Consider the following 20,426-nt stretch of genomic DNA (forward strand, 5'->3'; position numbering starts at 1 on the left):
GGAATAATTATGGCTTATAAGACAACTTATCCTTACACGAATGAGGTGCTGAACTCTTTTGATAATGCAACTGATGCAGATTTAGAACAAGCTCTAGCCAATGGGCATGCGCTTTACAAGGAATGGCGGGCAAAAGCTGATTTGCAAGAACGCAAGGAACAGCTGCACAAAGTGGCTGAGTTATTGCGTCGCGATCGTGACAAATATGCTGAAGTCATGACAAAAGATATGGGAAAGCTTTTTACTGAGGCGCAAGGAGAAGTAGAGCTCTGCGCAGAAATCGCTGATTATTTTGCAGATAAAGCTGAAGCTTTCTTACAGCCTAAGCCTCTTGAAAAGATCAATGGCGAAGGCTACTATATTAAGCAAGCCACGGGTGTCTTGTTGGCAGTAGAACCTTGGAATTTTCCTTTCTATCAGGTGATGAGGGTGTTTGCTCCTAATTTTATGGTAGGAAACCCCATGATCCTTAAGCATGCTTCTATTTGCCCAGCCTCTGCTCAAGCCTTTGAAGATTTAGTAGCTGAAGCGGGTGCACCAGCAGGTTCTTTTAAGAATCTGTTCCTAAGTTATGATCAAGTCTCCAAAGCTATTGCTGATCCACGTATTGTCGGCGTCTGTCTGACAGGTTCTGAACGTGGCGGTGCTTCTATTGCAAGTGAAGCGGGAGCAAATTTGAAGAAATCTTCAATGGAGCTAGGTGGTAATGATGCCTTTATCATTCTGGAAGATGCTGATTTTGATCTTCTGAAAGAAACCATTTTCTTTGCTCGTCTCTACAATGCAGGACAAGTCTGCACCTCATCCAAACGGTTTATTGTTGTTGGGGATCATTATGACAAATTTGTGGATATGGTAGTTGAAGCCTTCAAATCTGCCAAATGGGGCGATCCAATGGATCCAGAGACTACTCTGGCACCTTTGTCTTCTGCTGGAGCTAAAGAAGAGGTACTCGGACAGATAAAATTAGCCGTTGACAACGGGGCAACTGTCGCTTACGGTAATGAAGAGATTGATCATCCTGGATACTTTGTCCAGCCAACTGTGTTAACTGATATTACCAAGGACAACCCTATTTATAATCAGGAAATCTTCGGACCTGTCGCTTCTATTTACAAGGTTGATTCAGAGGAAGAAGCTATAGCGTTGGCTAATGATTCTAGCTACGGTCTAGGTGGCACTGTCTTTAGTAAAAATCTTGACCATGCCAAAGCCGTTGCTGCTCAAATTGAGACTGGCATGAGCTTTATCAATTCTGGTTGGACCTCCCATCCAGAGCTGCCATTCGGTGGTATTAAGAATTCTGGCTATGGTCGTGAACTCAGTGAGCTTGGTTTTGACGCCTTTGTTAATGAACATCTGGTTTTTGTGCCAAACAACTAATGAATTGGATTTGAGGCCAAGGGTTGAAAAATAAGTGGTAACTGGGATGGATTTATAATCATCCGTTGCCAATAAATAGGCCGAGTATCTAGACAGCGTCTTAGCCTTCAATTTAAAAAGAAGCTGAGTTTAAATTCAGCTTCTTTTTGGTTATTTCATAAAAAGATAAGGAAGTGTCAAGGAATAACTGTAATGATGCTATCTCTAGCGGCTTAGTCACTAGGAGAAGCAGCAAATAAGCTAGACAAGAGGATATACTTTGCTTGGTTTCTCCTAGCAATTTGCCAGGTAGGGGCCATAATTGTTCAAATGCAAAAATCGCTTCTAGTTTTTGTTATAATAAACCTATGAATGAACTGATAAAACATAAACTGGAACTGTTGCCGGACAGTCCGGGCTGTTATATTCACAAGGATAAAAACGGCACGATTATCTATGTTGGGAAGGCAAAAAATCTCAAGAACCGGGTGCGTTCCTATTTTCGTGGTAGCCACGATACTAAAACTGAGATGCTGGTATCTGAAATTGCAGATTTTGAGTATATCGTGACAGGTTCTAACACAGAAGCCTTACTCTTGGAAATTAACCTTATCCAAAAGAATATGCCCAAATATAATATTCGCCTCAAGGATGACAAATCTTATCCCTACATTAAGATTACCAATGAGCTCTATCCACGTCTTATGATCACGCGTCAGGTTCGCAAGAATGATGGGATATATTTCGGTCCCTATCCTGATTCGGGAGCGGCGACCGAGATCAAACGCCTGCTGGATCGGATTTTTCCCTTCAAGAAATGTACCAATCCAGCGAATAAGGTTTGCTTTTACTATCATTTAGGACAGTGCAATGCTCATACCATTTGCCACACTGATCAGGCTTACTGGGATGGGCTCAAAGAGGATGTCAAACATTTTCTCAACGGCAAGGATAATAAGATTGTCGATCAAATCCGCGATAAAATGCTCAAAGCTTCAGAGCTGATGGAGTTTGAGCGAGCTGCTGAGTACCGTGATCTTTTGGAAGCGATCAGTACCTTACGCACGAAGCAGCGGATTATGAATCAAGATATGATTGACCGTGATATTTTTGGTTACTACGTTGACAAAGGCTGGATGTGTGTACAGGTCTTTTTCGTCCGTCAAGGCAAGCTCATCCAGCGCGATGTCAATATGTTTCCCTACTACAATGAGCCTGAAGAAGATTTCCTCACCTATGTGGGACAATTCTACAGTGAGAGCAAGCACTTTTTACCTAAGGAAGTTTTTATTCCGCAGGATATTGATGCTGACTTGGTTAAGGCAGTCGTAGGAACTAAGGTCGCTAAGCCCCAGCGCGGCGAGAAGAAGCAGCTGGTTAATCTAGCGACTAAGAATGCGCGTGTCAGCCTCCAGCAAAAGTTTGACTTACTTGAAAAAGATATCAAAAAGACCAAGGGGGCTATTGAAAACCTTGGCGAACTGCTCAATATTCCAGCTCCCCGCCGTATTGAAGCTTTTGATAATTCCAATATCCAAGGAACCAGCCCAGTTGCTGCCATGGTTGTCTTTGTCGATGGCAAACCTAGCAAGAAGGACTACCGTAAGTTCAAAATCAAGACCGTTGTCGGGCCCGATGATTATGCCAGCATGCGTGAAGTCATCTATCGCCGTTACAGTCGGGTCATGCGCGACGGTCTAACGCCGCCAGATTTGATTGTTATTGATGGGGGACAGGGACAGGTTAATATCGCTAAAGAGGTCATCCAGAGCCGTTTGGGGCTGGATATTCCCATTGCTGGTCTGCAAAAGAACGACAAGCACCAGACCCATGAATTGCTCTTCGGTGAGCCTCTGGAAGTTGTTGATCTGCCACGGAACTCTGAGGAATTCTTTCTCCTTCAGCGCGTGCAAGATGAGGTCCACCGCTTTGCCATCACCTTTCACCGTCAGGTTCGCAGCAAGAACAGCTTCAGCTCAAAATTGGACGGCATTTCTGGTCTTGGACCGAAACGCAAGCAGCTCCTGCTCAAACATTACAAGAGCCTGACTAAGATTCAAGAAGCAGATATCGATGACATCGTCAACTGTGGCATACCGAGGAATGTGGCAGAGGCAGTTAAGGAAACACTGGTCAAAGAAGCAGTTACTAAGAAATAGAAAGGATGTTATATGCTGACTCTCAAGCCACTGAAACAAAGTTTTTCTATCTGTCAAGTAAGAGATTATTCTCAGGTCAACTGGGATAGTCCCTATATCTTCTTGAGTAGGACTGATCAGGAAAACTCTTTGGTTTGCCCTTGTCAGGATGTCCCTGACAATGCTATTGAGGTAGATAATGGCTGGTCAGCCTTTCGCATTGAAGGCGTGCTAGATTTTTCTCTCATCGGCATTCTCTCAAAACTCTCAGCCATCCTAGCTGATAGTCAAATCGGCATCTTCGCCGTCTCTACCTACAATACGGACTATATCCTGACTAAGACTGTCGACTTTGGCAAAGCGATGCAAGTTTTAGAAGGAGAAGGGTATAAGGTTGAACAATAACCACTAACAAGGAAGTTAGGCTTTGTCCTAGCTTCGTTTGTTAACCAGCTCAGAACATTTCGCTAATCATTATTATCTGTACCTTTAATACCGTATCAGAAAATTGCCTGGTCTTTCTATTTATGATACTCTAAGTCTACTGAAACGATAGAGAGGGATTCTTATGGTAAAAGAATATGATTATATTGTCCTCGGCGGCGGTTCTGGTGGAATCGCCTCAGCAAACCGCGCAGCCATTCGCGGCGCTAAGGTTCTTTTAATCGAAGCTGCGGAAACTGGCGGAACCTGTGTCAACCGCGGCTGTGTGCCCAAAAAAGTCATGTGGTACGGGGCGCAGGTAGCTGAGAGTATCCACAAATATGCTGGTGAGTATGGCTTTACTGTTGGAAATGTTGACTTTGACTTCATGACCCTTAAAAATAATCGAGAAGCCTATATCGATCGGATTCACGGCTCTTATGAGCGCGGCTTTGCCGCCAATGGCGTTGAGGTTCTTAATGCCTATGCTACCTTTATCGATGCCCACACGCTGGAAGCTAATGGTGAAACCTATACAGCACCACATGTCCTCATTGCAACTGGCGGTCATGCCCTTATTCCTGAAATTCCAGGAGCTGAGTATGGTATTACTTCCGATGGCTTTTTTGAGTTGGATGAAGTCCCTAAGCGCGTGGCTATTGTAGGAGCTGGCTATATCGGTGTTGAGATTGCTGGTATCCTTCATATCCTAGGCAGTGATGCCCATCTTTTTGTTCGCAAGGATCGGCCGCTTCGCAATTGGGACAACTATCTGACTGATGCCCTCATGGAAGAGATGGAGAAAGACGGGCCTACTCTTCATAAGCACAGCGTGCCAAAGGCAGTAGTGAAAAATGAAGATGGCTCTTTAACGCTCAGCTTTGAAAATGGTGAGGAGCATACGACTGACATCATTATTTGGGCTATTGGCCGCGTTGCAAACACTAAAGGCTACGGCCTTGAAAATACAGGCGTGCTTCTCAATGACAAAGGATTTATTCAAGCTGATGAGTATGAAAACACCAATGTTTCAGGTGTCTATGCCATCGGTGATGTCAATGGTAAGATCGAGCTGACGCCGGTTGCTATCAAGGCTGGCCGCCAACTGTCAGAGCGCCTTTTCAATGGTCAAAAGGTAGCTAAGATGGACTACACTAATGTCCCGACAGTGGTCTTTAGTCATCCAGCTATGGGCAAGGTCGGCTTGACGGAAGAACAAGCCATTAAGCAGTATGGGAAAGATCAAATCAAAGTCTATACCTCATCCTTTACTTCTATGTATACAGCCTTGGCTGACAATCGCCAAGTGGCTCGCATGAAATTAGTTGTTCAAGGTGAAGATGAAAAGGTTGTCGGCCTCCACGGTATCGGCTACGGTGTTGACGAAATGATTCAAGGCTTCGCGGTTGCGATCAAGATGGGAGCTACCAAAGCTGATCTTGATAGTACAGTTGCCATCCACCCGACAGGTGCGGAAGAATTTGTGACCATGCGGTAAAGCTAAGAAATCTGCACTAAATAGCCCAAAGATAAAAGACGAAAAATCCCAGATCAATTCATGATTTGGGATTTTAGCTAGTTCTTTTAATCCAAGAGATAACGGCGGACTTCTGAAATAAAATAGAGGGAGCCTGTCACGACAAAAAGATCATCTGAATCCTTGGCTCTATCCAGCCATTCGCGAAAATCAGCAACCTTTGAGTAGGTTTCAGGATAGTCTGCTAAATCAGCTGCCTCTGGGAAAGCAAAAGTAGTGACACTGAGCTCCAGACCCTCCAGCAGCGCTAACATTTCAGAAAGATTTTTTCGCTTCAAACCTGCAAAAAGCAGCTGTTTAGAGTAGCTTGAAAAATCTGTTTTTAAAAGGTTAATCAGGGCAGCAATTCCTTGAGGATTATGGGCTCCGTCCAGCAGAATGTTAGGTTTGATTAGTTCGCCGCGACCGGGCCAGAAAGCAGAACGTAAACCAGTCCTGATTGCATCCTCATCAATCTTAGGGAAATTTTTTTGAAGAAGGAGACTGGCCTCAATGGCCAAGGCTGCATTATTTTGCTGGTGAGACCCGAGAAGACTCAGGCTTAAATGTTGCAAACTGCCCAACGGACCTTTGAAATCAAAGCCATTGCTGGTATCTTCAATCAGAAAGTCCCGACCAGCTTGATGGAAGGGAGCTTGTAACTGCTTGGCTTCATTTTCAAAAACGATCTGAGCTTGCTGAGGGACTGGTCCAAGAATTATCGGCCGTCCAGATTTGATGGCTCCTGCCTTATGCCAGGCGATGTCTTCCAGACAATTGCCCAAAGTATCCAAATGATCATAGCCAATAGAAGTGCAGATGGTTGCTAAAGGGGTGATGATATTAGTTGAATCAAAACGCCCGCCGACACCGGCTTCGAGGATGGCCATATCAACTGGCTGTATACGCTCAAAATACAGAAAAGCAAGAACAGTGACTAATTCAAATTCTGTCAAAGTTCCCAGTTCTGTCTCAGTAAGTTTCTCTAACCAGGGGCGGACTAAATCAAAAGTTTTTACTAGATCCTGGTCGCCGATAGGCTGACCGTCAACAGCTATTCTTTCATTAAAGCGAGTGATAAAGGGCGAGGTAAAGGTTCCCGTCTTGTAGCCTGCCTGGCTAAAGACAGCTTGGAGTAGGGCAGTAGTTGAGCCCTTGCCATTAGTTCCGACAATATGAAGACTGGGAAAGCCTGTTTGGGGCCTTCCCAGTTTATCTAATATCCAACTTAATCGCCTGATATCAGGCCGGCGTCCATAAGCCTTGTGGCTGTGGATAGCCTGTAAGGTTTCTTGATAGGTTAGCATTGGTGTTATTGTTGAGGTGTTTGGCCAGCATCTCCGCCAGTTTGCCCTTGGTCAGCCGTGTTACCAGCGTCTCCACCAGTTTGTCCTTGGTCGCTTGCAGATTCTGCTGTCCCTCCGTTTTGATCCTGTCCTTGACTTTGGTCCCCTGTTTGCTGACCATCTGGTGTTTGATCATTGTTAACGTCAGTACTGGAATCATCTTGATTATCAGAGCTAGATTGACTAATGTTGTCGCTACTTTTAACAGCAGAGCTTGAAGGGGTGTTGTCGCTGTTATTTTTGCTTTGATTCTTATGCGTCAAAGCATAAATTGTAAACGAAGCGACAATGATTGATAAGATGGCTGCAACAGTCGCAATGAGCTTTTGGAGAGCAGAGAGTCCTTTCTTGGCACCTCGGGCAATTTTCTTAGTGGCTCTCGCCTTAGGGATAGATTTTTTGGCTTCTCGGCGGATTGGAGTGTGGCTAAGTTCTGTATTTTCTTTCTTGCTGCGTTGTGAACGTGAATATTGAGACATGGCGAATTTTCTCCTTAAAAAGTTTTCTAGCTATTAGTTTACCAAAATCTGGAGAAAATTTCTTATATAAAGTAGTACATGCTTTCCTCTTTCTGTCTGAGCCTCGAATCGGTTTTCTGCCTGCCTCTTGCTTACTAAATTATGCTATAATAATGCTAATTGACGATTAAAGGAACGACTATGATTTATTTTGATAATTCAGCAACAACCCTGCCCTATCCCGAAGTTCTTCGCAGTTATCAAGAGGTGGCCACTAAGATTTTCGGTAATCCTTCCAGCCTTCATGGCCTTGGTGAGCAGGCGACCCGCTTGCTTGAGGCTTCTCGCAAGCAGATTGCTCAACTATTAGGCAAGTCAGCTGAGGAAATTTTTTTCACCTCTGGCGGGACTGAGAGCGATAACTGGGCGCTCAAAGGATTGGCTTTTGAAAAAGCTCCTTATGGTAAGCATATTATTGTTTCAGATATCGAGCACCCTGCTGTCAAGGAGTCGGCTAAGTGGTTGTCTACCCAAGGATTTGAGGTTTCTTATGCCCCTGTTGATAGCCGCGGCTTTGTAGATGTAGAACAGTTGGCTGGCCTCCTGCGACCGGATACCATCTTGGTCTCAGTCATGGCCGTTAATAACGAAATCGGATCGATTCAACCTATCCATGCTATTTCAGACATTTTAGCTGATCGGCCGACCGTCTCTTTCCATGTGGATGCTGTTCAGGCTATTGGAAAGATACCAATTGCCAGCTATCTGACTGACCGAGTTGACTTTGCTTCCTTTTCAGGACACAAGTTTCATGCCGTCCGTGGTGTCGGCTTTCTCTATAAGAAGATTGGCAAGCGTATCAATCCTCTTTTGACGGGCGGCGGTCAAGAAAAAGACCTACGATCAACTACTGAAAACTTAGCTGGCATTGCAGCTATGGCTAAGGCCTTGCGCCTGACTTTAGATAAAGAGGCGGAGGCGCTTTCTCGTCTTGCCAAAATGAAGAAGATCATCTATGATGAATTAACAAATTATGACGATATTACTGTTTTCTCGGATATCAGTGATGATTTTGTGCCCAATATTTTAACCTTTGGTATCAAGGGGGTAAGGGGAGAAGTAGTGGTGCATGCCTTTGAAGAGCGTCAAATTTATATCTCCACGACCAGCGCTTGTTCCTCTAAGGCTGGTAAACCTGCTGGTACACTGATTTCGATGGGAGTACCAAGTAAAGAAGCTCAGACAGCCGTTCGCGTCAGTCTAGATGATGATAATGATATGAGTCAGGTCGAGCAATTCCTAACCATTTTCAAACAGGTTTATGCAAAAACAAAAAAAGTCCGTTAAGGATTAGTAAGAAGAAAGGGTGTCCGGCAGTTGATCGTCGGACTTTTGAAAGATTATATGCAGTATTCTGAAATTATGATTCGCTACGGTGAGCTTTCGACTAAAGGGAAAAATCGCATGCGTTTCATCAATAAACTCAAGCGCAATATTGAGGATGTCCTTGCGATCTATCCTGATGTCAAGGTAACAGCTGACCGCGACCGTGGTCACGTTTTCCTCAATGGGACTGACTACTATCCCGTTGCAGAAAGTCTCAGGCAAATTTTTGGGATCCAGGCTTTTTCGCCAGTTTATAAGTTAGAAAAGGATATGCCAACCCTGCGGAAGGCTGTTCAAGATATTATGACTGACCTCTACCATGAGGGCCTGACCTTCAAGGTTGCCAGCAAACGCAGTGATCACAAGTTTGCCTTGGACAGTCGTGAGCTCAATCAAGATCTTGGTGGAGCTGTCTTTGATGTCCTCCCTGCTATAGAGGCCCAGATGAAAAAGCCTGATATTACCCTCAAGGTAGAAATCCGTGATGAAGCGGCTTATATCTCTCACGAAGAAATCAAGGGAGCTGGGGGTCTGCCAGTTGGCACAGCTGGTAAGGGAATGCTCATGCTCTCAGGTGGTATTGATTCACCTGTAGCGGGTTATTTGTCTCTCAAGCGAGGAGTAGATATTGAAGCGGTTCATTTTGCCAGTCCTCCTTACACCAGTCCGGGCGCCCTTAAAAAAGCTCATGATTTGACACGTAAACTGACAAAGTTCGGCGGTAATATCCAGTTTATTGAAGTTCCCTTTACGGAAATTCAGGAAGAAATTAAGGAAAAAGCACCCGAAGCTTACCTCATGACCCTAACACGTCGCTTTATGATGCGAATTACCGATCGGATTCGTGAGCAACGCCATGGTTTGGTCATCATAAATGGCGAAAGTCTCGGACAGGTTGCCAGTCAAACCTTAGAGTCAATGCAGGCTATTAATGCGGTGACGACAACTCCTGTTATCCGTCCAGTGGTTACTATGGATAAGCTGGAAATTATTGACATTGCTCAGCAAATCGATACCTTTGAGATTTCTATACAGCCTTTTGAAGATTGCTGCACCATTTTTGCACCTGACCGCCCTAAAACTAATCCTAAAATCAAAAATGTTGAGCAATACGAGGCTCGCTTGGACGTTGAGGGCCTCATTGAGCGTGCTGTTAAAGGCATTACGGTTTCTGAGATTACCCCAGAAGGGGAAAATGATGCTGTCGACGAACTGATCGAGGATCTGCTGTGACAAAACCAGTACAGAAGAAGGTAAAGCGTCTATCTGAAGTTTCTCTTGCGTCCGATTCCAAATATCTTCAAATAGCTAAGAAGCTCTATGAATCTGCCTTCCCAGAGGTGGGAACGTCTGCCACTTTCTTGGCTGATAAACTGCCTTGTGGGTGGATATGCTGACTTTACAGCTTATTTTGACAGGGGTAACTTTTGCGGCTTTACTTACAGTCTGAAGTCGGACAAGGTCTATTATCTCTTATTCTTAGCTGTTCCGAAAGACCTGCGCTCAAAAGGCTATGGCAGTACTATCCTTAAGGCAGTAGCCCAAAAGGCTGGAGACTGCCCCTGTATCCTAGTGATTGAGCCTTTGGATACGAGTGCAGGCAATTACTCTCAGCGCCTGCGCCGCCTCGCCTTTTATCAAGCCAACGACTACCACTTGATCCCTTATTATTACTACGAAGACAGCCAGTAGTATCAAGTTATGGCTAGCCGTTCCAATGTGCTCATTGAAGATTTTGTTAACTAGCTAAGCAGATTGAAGCAGCTAGGATTAAGGTCAGAGTGGAAACTATTGATCATTAAAAAAGATAACCAACCTTTCTTAGGCATGGCTATAAGCACTGTCATTGGGAAGGTTGGTTGTTTTTATCAGTCCTTCAAAAATCATATTAACGACCTCTTTTTATGGAAGCGCAATCATGATATAATGGTGGGCAAGGAGGACCAAAATGAAAAAGAACTCAATCCCTAAGGCCAGCCTAATCTGTCTGACCCTGATTTTAGCCATTTTAGCTTTTGGAGCTCTTCACGATGTTATCAAGATGCAGGGGAAGTCCAAGGCCTCCTCTGTTCAAACTGCTCGTGTGGTTGCTAATGGTGATATTTTGATCCATGATATTCTCTATATGAGTGCCCGGCAGACAGATGGCTCTTATGATTTTGCCCCTTACTTTCAGTATGTCAAAGACTGGATCTCCGATGCGGATCTAGCACTAGGAGACTACGAGGGAACAATTAGCGCTGACCACCCCTTAGCTGGCTATCCCCTATTTAATGCTCCAAAAAGCATAGCTGATACTATGAAAGAAACAGGCTATGACGTTGTCGATTTAGCACACAATCATATCTTAGATTCTAATTTGGATGGCGCACTTGAAACAGCTCGAACCTTCAACGATTTAGGAATAGATACTATCGGCATTTATCAGAAAAATCGTCGCAAAGAGCCCTTTCTTATAAAAAAGGTTAATGGGATTAAAATAGCTATTTTGGGCTATTCTTACGGTTATAATGGCATGGAAGCCAATGTCAGCAAAAGTGATTATCAAAAGCACTTATCTGATCTTGACAAAAAGCAAATCAAGTCGGAACTAAAGGAAGCGGAGAAAGAGGCAGATGTCACTATTGTAATGCCGCAGATGGGAGTGGAGTATCAGCGGACTCCGACCGATGAACAAAGGAGTCTATATCATAAGATGGTTGAATGGGGAGCTGATGTCATTTTCGGCGGTCACCCCCATGTGGTGGAACCAGCAGAGACCTTGCATAAGGATGGACAAAAGAAATTTATCATCTATTCTATGGGAAATTTTATCTCCAACCAAAATCAAGAAACAGTTGATGATATTTGGACCGAACGTGGTTTGCTCATGGATGTCACTTTTGAAAAGAAAGCTGGCAAAACAAATATTAAAACGGTTAAAGCCCATCCAACCATGGTCTGGTCTTGGAGCAAGGGGCAAATAGGTTCAGAAGGTTACGAGTATAAGGATTACCGAGTCTTGATTTTAGAAGATTTTATCGAAGGCGGCAAATACCGTCATAAATTAGATAGTGCCATGAAAGAGAAGGTTGATACAGCCTATAAAGAAATGAAGGAATTGGTGAATTTAAAATGGTAGCAAAGATATGGTTGATAAGAAAGGGAATCAATGACTTTAGCTCAGCAAAAAGTGAAGTTTTTTAGTAAAGCTTATCATGATGTTAAAAGATTATATCTTTCAGCTTTTCCACCTCGTGAGCGCTTTCCTTATTTTTGCTTGCTGCTAAATAGCTTGCGCTCTCTGGTGACTTGCTATGCCTATTATGATAAGGAACGCTTTGTTGGTTTTGCTTATATTATTGAATCTAAGGAGCAGGTGTTTATCCTTTTTTTAGCTGTTAATGGGTCAGTTCGCTCCAAAGGATATGGCAGTATGATATTAGCACAGATTCGTGAATATGCTGGAAGAAAACCGCTTATTTTAACGATAGAGCCTGTCGAGAAAGATGCGCCAATAGTGAACAAAGAAGACAGCGGCTGTCCTTTTATGAGCGCAATGGATACCAACTGACATCTCATTACTATTACGAGGGGCAGGAGCGATATCAGATATTGACTACGGAACAGAGTATTGATTTAGAACGTTTTCAAAAATTAGTCAAAAGAGCGGTTCTGGGCTTAGTGCCAATAACAGTACAGTAGGAAACATAATGAGAGAGGTTTACAATGACAAAGGAACGTTTAGCTGCGTTTACAGATGCTATACTGGCTATTATCATGACAATCTTAGTTTTAGAATTAAAGAAACCAAACCCTATTTCTTGGGAAAATCTATGGCAGTTACGAATGAATTTCTTTGCCTATACTATTTCCTTCTTTTGGTTAGGGGCCATGTGGGTTTTATTGCATCGTAATTGGCATGATATTAAAAGTATTTCCAATAAAACAGTTTGGCAGTCTTTATTAATGCTGTTTTTCTCTTCTTTTTTTCCTTATGCCACTAATCTGGTTGCAAGTGATTTCAATAATTCAGCTGCTCAGTCCTTTTATGGTATTATTGTGATAGCGATATCTTGTTCAAATTTGTGGATGCAGAGTGATCTTTCGCATATTAAGGAAAACCAAAAGGCAGAAGCCATCCAAACTTTCTCTGTCAAAAAGAGTCGATGGCTAAAACTTGATATGTTTTTGAAAACTTTAGGATTGTTTTTAAGTTTGACCATTTGGCCATCGGCTATGATGTATACTGTTCTATTTGTTTCTTTGGCTATTGTTTTTCCTAATTCGATTACTGAAGAGAAAAAAGCTAAATAAATTAACTGTACTCCTTGAAATACCTAAGTGACTATGCTATACTATAAAAGTTGACTATATGCACATCCTGTGCAACCGCACGAAAATCGTTGGATAAGTAGCGATTGGCGCTCACGATTTAGGCGAGTCTTCACAGAGGAATTTCCTCGAACAAAAAATCTTATAGGAGGTGCATAATGAGCACATACGCAATCATCAAAACTGGCGGAAAACAAGTTAAAGTTGAAGTTGGTCAAGCAATCTATGTTGAAAAACTTGACGCTGAAGCTGGAGCAGAAGTAACATTTGATCAAGTTGTTCTTGTTGGTGGAGAAGCAACTAAGGTTGGTACTCCAGTTGTTGAAGGGGCTACTGTTGTTGGAACTGTTGAAAAACAAGGAAAACAAAAGAAGGTTGTTACTTTTAAATACAAACCTAAAAAAGGCAGCCACCGCAAACAAGGTCATCGTCAGCCTTATACTAAAGTTGTTATCAACGCGATCAACGCTTAATTTCTAATCATGATTGAAGCAACTTTTACAAGAGACGCTGGTGGCTGGTCAGAAATGAAAATTTCAGGTCATGCTGGCAGCGGTGAGTATGGCTTTGATGTGATCTGTGCTTCGGTTTCTATGCTGACGCTCAACTTTGTTAATTCAGTTGAAGATCTGACCGGTATGGAACTAGAATTGGAATTAGCAGATAGCGGAGGCTTCTTGCGTGTGATTAAGCCGCAGGAGATGACTCCTAATCAAGATCAGGTCTGGCAGACACTCTTCGCTTCGGTTGTTATCGGCTTAGAAAATCTGGCTGAAAATTCTTCCGAATATGTGGCCAAACCCGCAATTCAATAAGTTTTCAACGAAAGGATATTATTATGCTTAAACTTAATCTTTCTAACTTGCAATACTTCGCCCACAAAAAAGGTGGAGGTTCTACATCAAACGGACGTGACTCAGAAAGCAAGCGCCTTGGTGCGAAAGCTGCTGATGGTCAAACGGTAACAGGTGGTTCAATTCTTTACCGTCAACGCGGAACTCATATCTACCCTGGTGCCAATGTAGGCCGTGGTGGAGACGATACTCTCTTTGCTAAAGTTGAAGGTGTTGTTCGTTTCGAACGCAAAGGACGCGATAAGAGACAAGTATCTGTTTACCCAATCGCAAAATAATTAATTTATTTACTCAAGACAGGCTCAATTGGGCCTGTCTTTTCTTTGTAATTTTTTACTGATACTAAAAAAGTTTTAATGCCTTTGTAATAACAAGCGAAGCAGTAACTGCCCTCGAAAAACGATCTAATAATCGCTTAAGCGGTCATAATGAAAGGAAAATAGTAGGGAAATCATTTAATGATTTATAGTAATATGGTGTTAAAAAAGAAAGCGATAACAAAAATTAATTTTTTCAGAAAATTATCCTGTTTTTTTGAAAAAATAAAACTAAAGCTATTATATCAATAAAAAATTTCTCATAAAAATTATAAATAACTAGAAATAATTTGTAAAAAATGTTAAAATAACTTGACGCTTGAAATTTTTTAATCTTTTAAAATTTTAGGCGCGCGATTTATTTTCAAATTAGGAGGACTCCATACATGGAGAAGAATGTACATTACAAGATGCATAAGGTTAAAAAGAGATGGGTAACTGTCTCTGTAGCCTCTGCCACAATGCTAGTCTCAGCTTTAGGTGCTTCAAGTGTCAGCGCCGATGAGACAACTGAAGAAACAGCTAATCAGGCTGTTGTTGCTAGCGATCAGGTTAATGCTGCGCAAGATGCTCAAGCCCAAGACCTGCCTGCTACAGCAACATCTGAACAGCCTCAAGCTGTTGCTGCTGATGAGGCCGCTGCTAATCAAGCGGAACAAGCAAATGAAGCTGAAACTCCTACCAGTGCTGAAACGGTTCAATGGGATGTCGCAGCTAATGCGAATCATGAAGTATCGGCTGATGCCCTTACTGAATCAAAAGCAGTAGCGGCCCAAGAACAAGCTAATGCAGTTCCTGAAGCCTTAACTTCTTTGTCTAATGTTAAACAGGCGGACGGCAAGTATTATTATTACGATGAAGATGGCAATGTTAAAAAGAACTTTGCTGTTAGCGTCGGTGACACCATCCTTTATTTTGATGAAAATGGTGCTTACAAAGATACATCGAAAAGCACTGCTGGAAATACCTCTGAACTAAATCGTGCGGAAACTGCTTTTACTAGCAACAACCGTGCCTACAGTACAGCAGCTGAAAACTTTGAAGCTATTGATAACTATCTGACAGCTGATTCTTGGTACCGTCCAAAATCAATCCTCAAAAATGGTCAAACTTGGACAGAATCAACTAAGGACGATTTTCGCCCGCTCTTGATGGCATGGTGGCCTGACACAGAAACTAAACGCAACTATGTCAACTACATGAACAATGTTCTGGGAATTGATAAGGCTTATTCAAATACCGCAAGTCAGGCACAGTTAGCAAGTGCTGCTGAGCTTATACAAGTGCGTATTGAGCAAAAAATTACTTCAGAACAAAATACTAAGTGGCTTCGTGAAGCTATTTCTGCCTTTGTCAAGACGCAATCTCAGTGGAATGGCGAAAGTGAAAAGCCTTACGATGATCACTTGCAAAATGGTGCTCTTCGTTTTGATAATGAAAGCACTTTAACACCAGATACCCAGTCGAGCTACCGTCTGCTTAATCGCACACCAAGTTCGCAAACTGGTCAGTTAAGTTCTAAATATAAATATAATCCTAATGACCCACTCGGTGGTTATGAGTACCTCCTTGCAAATGATGTGGATAACTCAAACCCAGTTGTACAGGCAGAACAGCTCAACTGGCTTCATTATCTGCTTAATTTTGGTAGCATCTATGCGAACGATCCAGATGCCAACTTTGATTCCATCCGTGTTGACGCAGTAGATAACGTTGACGCAGACTTATTGCAAATTTCTAGCGATTACCTTAAATCAGCTTATAAGATTCACCAAAATAATAAGAATGCCAACGATCACGTCTCTATCGTAGAAGCATGGAGTGATAACGATACACCATATCTTCATGATGAGGGCGACAACCTCATGAATATGGATAATAAGTTCCGCTTGTCAATGCTTTGGTCATTGGCTAAGCCAACTAATATCCGTTCAGGTTTGAATCCATTGATTCACAACAGTGTTGTTGATCGTGAACTTGATGAACGCGAAGTTGAAGAAATTCCAAGCTACAGCTTTGCTCGTGCCCACGATAGTGAAGTACAGGACTTGATTCGCGATATCATCAAAGCTGAAATTAATCCAAATTCATTCGGATACTCATTTACGCAAGAAGAAATTGATAAAGCCTTCAAGATCTACAACGAAGACTTGAAGAAAACTGATAAGAAATATACGCATTACAATGTACCTCTTTCTTACACCTTGCTCCTAACAAACAAGGGCTCAATCCCTCGTGTATACTATGGAGATATGTTTACTGATGATGGCCAATACATGGCTAACAAAACGGTGAACTACAATGCGATTGAGTCTCTCCTGAAAGCACGTATGAAGTACGTTTCAGGTGGACAACGCATGCAAAACTACAACATTGGAAATGGTGAAATCCTTACCTCTGTACGTTTTGGTAAAGGTGCTTTGAAAGCAACAGACAAGGGAGATGCTACAACCCGTACCTCTGGTGTTGGTGTTGTTATGGGGAACCAACCTGGATTTAAGTTGAATAAAGGTCAAGTTGTTGCCCTTAATATGGGAGCTGCCCATGCTAACCAAGAGTACCGTGCTCTCATGGTTTCAACTAAGGACGGCGTCGCAACATATGCTACCGATGCTGATGCTGCTAAAGCTGGCTTGACTCGTCGTACAGATGAGAATGGCTACTTGTACTTCCTAGAAGACGATCTTGTTGGTGTCGCTAACCCTCAAGTCTCTGGCTTCCTTCAAGTCTGGGTGCCAGTCGGAGCACCAGCTAACCAGGATATCCGTGTAGCAGCTACTGAAACAGCAAGCACTGATGGTAAATCACTTCACCAAGATGCTGCTATGGATTCACGCGTTATGTTCGAAGGTTTCTCAAACTTCCAAGCTTTTGCAACTAAGGAAGAAGAGTACACTAACGTTGTCATCGCCAACAATGTTGACAAATTCGTATCATGGGGTATTACTGACTTCGAGATGGCTCCTCAGTATGTATCATCCACAGATGGTCAGTTCCTTGATTCGGTTATCCAAAATGGTTATGCCTTCACTGACCGCTATGACCTTGGTATGTCGAAAGCCAATAAGTATGGTACAGCAGAACACCTAGTTAAAGCTATCAAGGCCCTGCATGCTAAAGGCCTTAAGGTCATGGCAGACTGGGTTCCAGACCAACTGTACACCTTCCCTAAACAGGAAGTCGTTTCTGTAACACGTACAGATAAATTTGGCCGTCCAACTGCCGGTAGTTCTATTAAGAATACACTCTACGTTACGGATACCAAAGGTAGCGGAGATGATTATCAAGCTAAATACGGTGGTGCTTTCTTGGATGAGTTGCAAGCCAAATATCCTGAAATTTTTGAGAGAAAACAAATCTCAACAGGTGAGGCAATTGACCCATCAACTAAAATTACGCAATGGTCTGCTAAATACCTTAACGGAAGCAATATCCTTGGACGCGGTTCAGACTATGTTCTCAGTGACCAAGTTACCGACCGTTACTTCAATGTAGACAAAGATAAACTCTTCTTGCCGAATGCTCTCCTTGGGAAATCAGTTGCTGCTGGTATCCGTTACGATGGTAAAGGTTATATCTATAACTCAAGTACAACTGGTGAGCAAGTCAAAGGCAGCTTTATCAACGAAGGCGGTAACCTCTATTACTTCGGTAAAGATGGTTATATGGTCTATGGTGCGCAAAACATCAACGGCGGTAACTATTTCTTCCTTGAAAATGGTGTTGCCCTGCGTAACAGTACTTACACTGATGCTGAAGGAAATACATATTATTTCGGCAATGATGGTAAACGTTATGAAAATGGCTACCAACAATTCGGTAATGGATGGCGTTACTTTAAGAATGGCGTGATGGCTATCGGATTGACAACTGTTGATGGTAACATTCAGTACTTTGAGAAGGATGGTATGCAAGTCAAGGGGCAAATCATCGTTGCTCGCGATGGTAAAGTTCGCTATTTCGATGAACATAGTGGTAATGCTCTGATGAATACTTTCATTTCAGATAAGTCAGGTCACTGGTACTATCTTGGCAAAGATGGTGCTGCTGTAACAGGTGCTCAAACTATTGGTAAACAACACCTCTATTTTGAAGCTAATGGTCAGCAAGTTAAAGGTGATTTTGTCACTGGTAATGATGGCAAACTCCGCTTCTATGATGCTGACAGCGGAGATATGAGGGTCAATACTTTTGTCGCAGATAAATCAGGTCACTGGTATTATCTTGGAAGTGATGGTACAGCTGTAACAGGCGCTCATACTATTAAAGGTCAGCATCTCTATTTCAAGGAAAATGGCCAACAAGTTAAGGGTGGCTTTGCAACTGATAAAAACGGTAAAACTCACTATTATGATGCTGACAGCGGCGAAGCATGGACAAATCGATTTGCTTCTGACAATGCTGGCAACTGGTACTACCTTGGAAGTGATGGTGCTGCTGTAACAGGTGCTCAAACAATCAACGGTCAACGTCTCTATTTCAAGGAAAATGGCCAACAAGTTAAAGGTGACGTAGCCAGAGGCCGTGATGGTCATTATCGTTTCTACGATGCTGACTCTGGTGAACAAGTGTATAATCGTACTGTTAGAGCCGCAAATGGTCGCTGGTACTATGTTGATTACAGAGGTATTGCTTACCGTCTTTAATCGTCACTGTGCAGACTTGTACAAAAACTTATAATAGTTTTATACAGACAAAAAAGTCCTTCCTATTTAGGAGAAGGACTTTTTTAAGTAGGTTAGGCTACTGTACTTATCAATAATCAGTTATACAATTAGTTAGCCGGTTACTTCATGAGCAATACCCTCGCTGTCAAAATCGTAGTATTTACCCTTGATTTCAACATGGGTACGGTCATGCCAAGCATCACCTGTTTCAGGGTCAAAGTAGCGCAGGCCTTGATCTGTATTAACCATTTCTCCCTTGACTTGTTCATGAGTATTAGGTCTAAAGAAGAGAGTTTGCCCATTGACAGTTACAAGACCAGAAGCAGCAGAGCCATCTTCAGTAAGGTAGTACCAAACTCTTTGTGGGACACCATAGATTGGAGCAGCGGACGTCTTTCTATAGTGGGTGTAGCCAACAAAACGGTTGGTCCACATCTCACCAGTATCTTGATCGAAGTAGTAGAGCTTGCCATCGGTAGTTACGACTTCGCCTTTTGCCTGACGACCAGATGAATCAAAGTAAAGCTTTTGCCCATTAACAGTTTTCCAACCCTTGGCAAGAGCTCCGTTTTCATCTACATAATACCAGTTGTTGCTGCCGGGGGTGTAGAAGGTTTTTGGTGTAAATTCGACACGTGAAATAACTCCAGTATTAAGATCGGTCATCACGGGTTTTCCATTGGTATCCTCAGCCATTCCTTTTATCTGACTACCGTATTCATTGAAATAATAGTTTTTCCCTTCAATAGTCTGATAGCCGGTAACAGCTACCCCATCTTCTCCAAGATAAAGCCAAGCATCAAAATCTGAAGTAATATGTCTAAGATACCAATGCTTAGTCAAAAGAGCACCACTATCACGGTCAAAGTAATAAGTTTTATTTCCTTCAGTGATTGAGGATGTGACTTTTTGACCATTTCGGTAATAATAAGTTTGCCCTGTGTTTCGATCTTTAACCCAGCCGTCATGTGTCTGGTTGGCTGTTGCACGACCAGCTTCCGTTACAATAACGTGACTGTCCTGAATCGTCGTAGTCGCCTGTGCTGAATCATCGGCAGCCTCATTATCTTGATCGCTGTTAGTCTCTGCTTGTTCTTTATCGGCAGGAATATCACTAGCACCTTTGCTATTAGTAGCAGAAGGGCTTTCTTCTGGCAAATGGCCTTCTGGTAACTCCACCGTTGGGAAGTCCTTTGGTACCTGAGTTACGACTGGTGTTTCAGTGCTTTCAGTAGACGCTGATTTTTCGGCTGGCACAGCTTGTGTATCTTGAGAACGATCAACAGGAACCCACTCCTGTTCTTTAGCTTGTTCTGTCGATGGTGCTTCTGGAGTTGATTCACCTGTCTGCACAGCAGTATTAACCGATTCTTCTGTCTGAGATTGAGCAGTATCAGCTTTAGTTGCAATAGCATCTGAAGCTGCTTGTGGAATAACTTGAGCTGATTCATCTGCCTGAACCTGTCCACTTTGAGCTAATAGGGCGATTGAAGCAGCTGTAACAGTACCAGCAATGGTAACCCAATGTTTCTTAACTTTATGTAATTTATAAGTTGTCTTTCGTTGCATAATTAAACCTCCTTACGCAATAATATTGTAAGACGCCAATATTGTACCATATCAAAGAAAGCTTGATACTATAGAC

General features: G+C 42.7%; 16 protein-coding genes, 1 pseudogene and 1 other annotated feature. Of the genes and pseudogenes, 14 read left to right on the forward strand and 3 right to left on the reverse strand.

Going from position 1 to position 20,426, the window contains the following annotated elements:
• Positions 1-9 precede the first annotated feature (9 nt).
• From ACVR1G_RS06165 to gorA, 4 genes are all read left to right on the forward strand, one after another.
• On the forward strand, positions 10-1,383 hold the full coding sequence (locus ACVR1G_RS06165) for an NAD-dependent succinate-semialdehyde dehydrogenase (protein WP_447452316.1): 1,374 nt from the start codon (positions 10-12) through the stop codon (positions 1,381-1,383).
• 347 nt (positions 1,384-1,730) lie between these two features.
• The gene (gene uvrC / locus ACVR1G_RS06170) at positions 1,731-3,521 is read left to right on the forward strand and encodes an excinuclease ABC subunit UvrC (RefSeq protein WP_447452317.1); all 1,791 of its coding nucleotides are present in this window, start codon (positions 1,731-1,733) and stop codon (positions 3,519-3,521) included.
• A 15-nt stretch (positions 3,522-3,536) separates the two neighbouring features.
• Positions 3,537-3,905 carry an ACT domain-containing protein gene (locus ACVR1G_RS06175; RefSeq protein WP_447452345.1) on the forward strand — a complete coding sequence of 123 codons (369 nt, stop codon included), beginning with the start codon at positions 3,537-3,539 and terminating at the stop codon, positions 3,903-3,905.
• A 163-nt stretch (positions 3,906-4,068) separates the two neighbouring features.
• On the forward strand, positions 4,069-5,421 hold the full coding sequence (gene gorA / locus ACVR1G_RS06180; RefSeq protein WP_447452318.1) for a glutathione-disulfide reductase: 1,353 nt from the start codon (positions 4,069-4,071) through the stop codon (positions 5,419-5,421).
• Between the two features lie 86 nt (positions 5,422-5,507).
• On the opposite strand, the gene ACVR1G_RS06185 is transcribed toward gorA, so the two are convergent.
• Positions 5,508-6,746: a bifunctional folylpolyglutamate synthase/dihydrofolate synthase gene (locus ACVR1G_RS06185; protein WP_447452319.1), complete on the reverse strand. Its 1,239-nt coding sequence runs from the start codon at positions 6,744-6,746 to the stop codon at positions 5,508-5,510.
• Between the two features lie 5 nt (positions 6,747-6,751).
• Complete coding sequence (locus ACVR1G_RS06190; RefSeq protein ID WP_447452320.1) at positions 6,752-7,264, reverse strand: DUF6556 family protein; 513 nt, start codon at positions 7,262-7,264, stop codon at positions 6,752-6,754.
• A gap of 180 nt (positions 7,265-7,444) precedes the next feature.
• Here ACVR1G_RS06190 and ACVR1G_RS06195 point away from each other — a divergent pair, with 180 nt between their 5' ends.
• From ACVR1G_RS06195 to ACVR1G_RS06240, 10 genes and pseudogenes are all read left to right on the forward strand, one after another.
• Positions 7,445-8,590: a cysteine desulfurase family protein gene (locus ACVR1G_RS06195; protein WP_447452321.1), complete on the forward strand. Its 1,146-nt coding sequence runs from the start codon at positions 7,445-7,447 to the stop codon at positions 8,588-8,590.
• Positions 8,591-8,647: 57 nt separating this feature from the next.
• Positions 8,648-9,862 carry a tRNA uracil 4-sulfurtransferase ThiI gene (thiI, locus tag ACVR1G_RS06200; RefSeq protein ID WP_447452322.1) on the forward strand — a complete coding sequence of 405 codons (1,215 nt, stop codon included), beginning with the start codon at positions 8,648-8,650 and terminating at the stop codon, positions 9,860-9,862.
• Positions 9,863-9,949: 87 nt separating this feature from the next.
• Entirely contained in the window at positions 9,950-10,321 is a 372-nt protein-coding gene (locus tag ACVR1G_RS06205; RefSeq protein WP_447452323.1) for a GNAT family N-acetyltransferase, read from the forward strand.
• Between the two features lie 256 nt (positions 10,322-10,577).
• Positions 10,578-11,750, forward strand: coding sequence for a CapA family protein (locus ACVR1G_RS06210; protein ID WP_447452324.1), 1,173 nt, complete (start codon positions 10,578-10,580; stop codon positions 11,748-11,750).
• Positions 11,751-11,780: 30 nt separating this feature from the next.
• Positions 11,781-12,313, forward strand: a pseudogene (locus ACVR1G_RS06215) (GNAT family N-acetyltransferase).
• A 24-nt stretch (positions 12,314-12,337) separates the two neighbouring features.
• Positions 12,338-12,925, forward strand: a complete 588-nt coding sequence (locus tag ACVR1G_RS06220) for a TMEM175 family protein (RefSeq protein WP_002264144.1) — start codon at positions 12,338-12,340, stop codon at positions 12,923-12,925.
• Positions 12,926-12,988: 63 nt separating this feature from the next.
• Positions 12,989-13,065, forward strand: a sequence feature (ribosomal protein L21 leader region).
• A 36-nt stretch (positions 13,066-13,101) separates the two neighbouring features.
• The gene (rplU, locus tag ACVR1G_RS06225; protein WP_447452325.1) at positions 13,102-13,416 is read left to right on the forward strand and encodes a 50S ribosomal protein L21; all 315 of its coding nucleotides are present in this window, start codon (positions 13,102-13,104) and stop codon (positions 13,414-13,416) included.
• 9 nt (positions 13,417-13,425) lie between these two features.
• On the forward strand, positions 13,426-13,758 hold the full coding sequence (locus ACVR1G_RS06230) for a ribosomal-processing cysteine protease Prp (protein ID WP_447452326.1): 333 nt from the start codon (positions 13,426-13,428) through the stop codon (positions 13,756-13,758).
• A gap of 23 nt (positions 13,759-13,781) precedes the next feature.
• A complete protein-coding gene (rpmA, locus tag ACVR1G_RS06235; RefSeq protein ID WP_447452327.1) occupies positions 13,782-14,075 on the forward strand; it encodes a 50S ribosomal protein L27 in 294 nt (97 codons plus the stop codon).
• A 425-nt stretch (positions 14,076-14,500) separates the two neighbouring features.
• Complete coding sequence (locus tag ACVR1G_RS06240; protein WP_447452328.1) at positions 14,501-18,760, forward strand: glycoside hydrolase family 70 protein; 4,260 nt, start codon at positions 14,501-14,503, stop codon at positions 18,758-18,760.
• Positions 18,761-18,892: 132 nt separating this feature from the next.
• On the opposite strand, the gene ACVR1G_RS06245 is transcribed toward ACVR1G_RS06240, so the two are convergent.
• A complete protein-coding gene (locus tag ACVR1G_RS06245; RefSeq protein WP_447452329.1) occupies positions 18,893-20,350 on the reverse strand; it encodes a KxYKxGKxW signal peptide domain-containing protein in 1,458 nt (485 codons plus the stop codon).
• Positions 20,351-20,426: the final 76 nt, after the last annotated feature.

It is taken from the genome of Streptococcus dentasini (assembly GCF_053206945.1).